The sequence below is a fragment of the Streptomyces sp. NRRL WC-3549 genome (assembly GCF_000721935.1).
Taxonomy (GTDB): Bacteria; Actinomycetota; Actinomycetes; order Streptomycetales; family Streptomycetaceae; genus Streptomyces.
Window position 1 is genome coordinate 58999 of sequence record NZ_KL585400.1, and the last position, 3590, is coordinate 62588.

Sequence of the window (3590 nt, forward strand, 5' to 3'; positions counted from 1 at the left end):
CCCCAGCCGCTCGCCGCGCCTGGCGGCGGTCTGGTAGTGGTTGCGGCTGTCCTTGTGGATCTGCCAGTGCATCCCGATGGTGCGCTTGTCGTGGCGCTGGAGCCGGTAGAGCCCGAGGTTGCGGATGCCCGTCTCGGGGTCCTTGGTGTGGGTGAGGCCCAGGTTGAAGAAGGAGCCACCGTCCTCGGGCCAGGTGAAGAGCGCGGGGAGCTGGTCCAGGTCCACGTCGTCGCCGGTGAGGACGGTCTCCTGGACCGGCGCGTCGTCGGACTTCACCTTCTTCGGCGGCAGGTGGGTCACCGAGCCGAGCTTGCCGAAGGCCTCCCGGATCCCGACGAAGCCCTGCGGCAGCTCGGGCTTGAGCAGTCCGCCGATCTTGTCGCTGATCTCCGCGTAGGACTTCAGCCCGAGCGCCTTGAGCAGCCGGCGGTCGGTCCCGAAGACGTTCATGGCCAGGGGCATGGACGCCCCCTTGACGTTCTCGAACAGCAGGGCGGGCCCGCCCGCCTTGTTCACCCGGTCGACGATCTCGCCGACCTCCAGGTACGGGTCGACCTCGGCCTTGATGCGCTTGAGATCGCCCTCGCGCTCCAGGGCCCGGAGCAGGGAGCGAAGATCGTCGTAAGCCATACAGGCAAGTATCGGACACCGGCTACCCTGGGCCCATCACCGGGGGCGGTCCGTGCGCCCCGTCACCTCACCTCGGGGGATCTTCCACGATGCTCAGGGCCCTGATCTACCTCCTGCCGCTGGCACTGACGATCTTCGCGTTCATCGACTGCCTGAACACCCCGGAGGACGAGGCGAAGCACCTGCCGAAGATCGCCTGGGTCTTCATCATCCTGCTGTTCTGGATCGTCGGGCCGATCGTCTGGCTGGCCGCGGGGAAGGTGCGCGACGTGCCCGGCGGCGGCCGTACGCCCTCGGAGTGGCCCCGCGGCCACCGCACCACCTGGGTGGCGCCGGACGACAACCCGGACTTCCTCAAGTCCCTCAAGGACGACAACAAGAAGGACGAGGCGCTCCTCAAGGACTGGGAGGCGGACCTGCGCCGCCGCGAGGAGGAGATCAAGCGCCGCGAGGGCAACGCCGGGCCGGAGGACTCCGCCCCGCCCGCCACGTCCTGAGCGCCCGAGGTCATGACGTCAGCAGCCGCCCCAGCCGGTTGAGCAGGGGCAGCAGCGCCGTGCGCTCCTCGGGGGTCAGTGCCTCCAGGGCGCCGCGCACCACCCGCATCTCGTCGCGGATGCGATGCGCCAGCTCGGTGCCCTCCGGGGTGCGGGCGGCGACCTTGGAACGGCGGTCGTCGGGGGACGGCGTACGGGTGACCAGGCCCCGTGACTCCATCCGGCCGATGAGCCCGGTGGCGTTGGACGCGTCGCACACCAGGTGATTGGCCAGGGCGCTCATGGGCATGGGATCGGTGAGGGCGATCAGCGCCCGCGCCTGCGAGGTGCTGAGACCGTGCCGGGCCGCGACCGCGGTGAGGTCGTCGTGGTGGCCGCGCACGACGACCGCGAGGGGTTCCAGCAGTGCGTCCGGAGTAGGGACGGCGCGGGGTGCCGGTTCCGTCGTCATGGTCGGTCATCCTTCGATCGGCAGGCGTGTTCCGGAGACGGGAGCGGTCTCCGCCACGGGCCCGCCACACCACGCATTCATTTGACATGCTCAACTGTTGGTAGTTACATGAAAGTCATTGCTTGATCATATCAAGCTTCGCTCGCCGACAGCATCCTCCGTCTCGTAGGGAGCACCCCCCATGCCCTCCGTACTCTTCGTCCTCAGCGGCGCCGACCACTGGACCCTCAACGACGGCACCACCCACCCGACCGGCTTCTGGGCCGAGGAACTGGCCGCCCCCCACCGCGTCTTCGCCCAGTCCGGGTACGACATCACGATCGCCACCCCCGGCGGCGTCGCCCCCACCGTCGACGTCGGCAGCCTCTCCGCCGAGGCCAACGGGGGCCAGGACCAGGCCGACGCCGTCGCCTCGTACCTCGCGTCGATCGACGAGACGCTCCGCATCCCCGCCCGGCTGGAGGACGTGGTCGCCACCTCGTACGACGTCGTCTTCTACCCCGGCGGTCACGGCCCGATGGAGGACCTGGCCACCGACCAGGCGTCCGGGCGGCTGCTCACCGCGGCCCTGGACGCCGGCACGCAGGTCGCCGTGTTGTGCCACGCCCCCGCCGCCCTGCTCGCCGCCCGCCGCGAGGACGGGAGCTGGCCCTTCGCCGGCTACCGGATGACCGGCTTCAGCAACGCCGAGGAGACCGAGGCCGGGCTGGCCGACAAGGCGCCCTGGCTGCTGGAGAGCCGGCTCGTGGAGCTCGGCGCCCGGTACTCCGCCGGGGAGGCCTGGGGCCCGCACACCGTGCACGACCGCAATCTGCACAGCGGTCAGAACCCCGCCTCCTCCGAACAGCTGGCGCACGAGGTCGTGGGTGACCTGTGACCGCCGCCGCACCCGCCGAGACCCCGGCCGGGACGGTCGCCCGGCTCCGCGCCGCCTTCCGCACGGGCCGCACCCGCGACCTCGCCTGGCGCACCGATCAGCTGAAGCGGCTGCGGGCCCTGCTCACCGAGGGCGGTGACGAGCTGGCCGACGCCCTCCACGCGGACCTCGGCAAGAGCCGCAAGGAGGCCTACCGGACCGAGATCGACTTCACGGTCCGGGAGATCGACCACACCCTGGAGCGCCTGGCGGGCTGGCTGGAGCCCGAGCCGGCCCCCGTACCGGACGTCCTGGCCGGGGCCTCGGCGCAGACCGTACTCGACCCGCTCGGCGTCGTCCTGGTCATCGCGCCGTGGAACTACCCGGTGCAGCTGCTGCTCGCGCCCGTCGCCGGTGCGCTGGCAGCGGGCAACACGGTGGTCGCGAAGCCCAGCGAGCTGGCGCCCGCCACCTCCGCCGCCCTGGCCCGGCTGCTGCCGCGCCATCTGGACCCGGACACGGTCGCCGTGGTGGAGGGCGCGGTACCGGAGACCACGGCGCTGCTGGCCGAGCGCTTCGACCACGTCTTCTACACCGGCAACGGCACCGTCGGGCGGATCGTGATGCGGGCCGCGGCCGAGCACCTCACCCCGGTCACGCTGGAACTGGGCGGCAAGTCACCCGCGTTCGTCGACCGCGGCACGGACCTGAGGACAGTGGCCTCCCGGCTGGTGTCCGGGAAGTTCCTCAACACGGGCCAGACCTGTGTGGCCCCCGACTACGTACTGACCGACCCGGAGACCGCGCCGGCGCTGACGGACGCGCTCGCGGCGGCGGTCGAGCAGCGGTTCGGCCCCGACGCCTCGGCCTCCCCGGAGTACGGCCGTATCGTCAACGAGCGCCACTTCGACCGGCTGGTGAAGCTCCTGGACTCCGGCCGCACGGTGACGGGCGGCGCCCACGACCGCGCGACGCGGTACATCGCGCCGACCGTGCTCGCCGACGTCGCCCCCGACGCCCCCGTGATGCGCGAGGAGATCTTCGGCCCGATCCTGCCGGTCCTCACCGTGGACGGCCTCGACGAGGCCGTCGCGTTCATCGACGCCCGCGACAAGCCGCTGGCCCTGTACGCGTTCACCACCGACCCCGCCGTACG

Annotated in this window: 5 protein-coding genes; 3 read left to right on the top strand and 2 right to left on the bottom strand. The window is 71.6% G+C overall.

The genetic code is table 11. The features are described from left to right. Positions 1-630, bottom strand: a 630-nt coding sequence (locus IH13_RS0116070; protein ID WP_037841497.1) for a UbiD family decarboxylase domain-containing protein, incomplete at its 3' end; no start/stop codon positions are given. Between the two features lie 89 nt (positions 631-719). Between IH13_RS0116070 and IH13_RS0116075 the strand changes: the two genes are divergently transcribed. Next, entirely contained in the window at positions 720-1127 is a 408-nt protein-coding gene (locus IH13_RS0116075; protein ID WP_031084990.1) for a PLD nuclease N-terminal domain-containing protein, read from the top strand. A gap of 10 nt (positions 1128-1137) precedes the next feature. Here the strand turns inward: IH13_RS0116075 and IH13_RS0116080 are convergent, their stop codons facing one another. Further along, positions 1138-1578 (bottom strand): MarR family winged helix-turn-helix transcriptional regulator, encoded by a 441-nt coding sequence (locus IH13_RS0116080; RefSeq protein ID WP_031084991.1) that lies wholly within the window; start codon positions 1576-1578, stop codon positions 1138-1140. 181 nt (positions 1579-1759) lie between these two features. Between IH13_RS0116080 and IH13_RS0116085 the strand changes: the two genes are divergently transcribed. Both IH13_RS0116085 and IH13_RS0116090 read left to right on the top strand, forming a co-directional pair. Continuing rightward, entirely contained in the window at positions 1760-2455 is a 696-nt protein-coding gene (locus tag IH13_RS0116085) for a type 1 glutamine amidotransferase domain-containing protein (protein ID WP_031084992.1), read from the top strand. After that, on the top strand, positions 2452-3590 hold a 1139-nt coding region (locus tag IH13_RS0116090), incomplete at its 3' end, for an aldehyde dehydrogenase family protein (protein ID WP_031084993.1). The genes IH13_RS0116085 and IH13_RS0116090, both read left to right, overlap by 4 nt.

Bases quoted from the DNA above. Each gene is read 5' to 3' on its own strand.
- IH13_RS0116075 (WP_031084990.1), top strand. From the start codon at position 720: ATGCTCAGGGCCCTGATCTACCTCCTGCCGCTGGCACTGACGATCTTC.
- IH13_RS0116080 (WP_031084991.1), bottom strand. From the start codon at position 1,578: ATGACGACGGAACCGGCACCCCGCGCCGTCCCTACTCCGGACGCACTG.
- IH13_RS0116085 (WP_031084992.1), top strand. From the start codon at position 1,760: ATGCCCTCCGTACTCTTCGTCCTCAGCGGCGCCGACCACTGGACCCTC.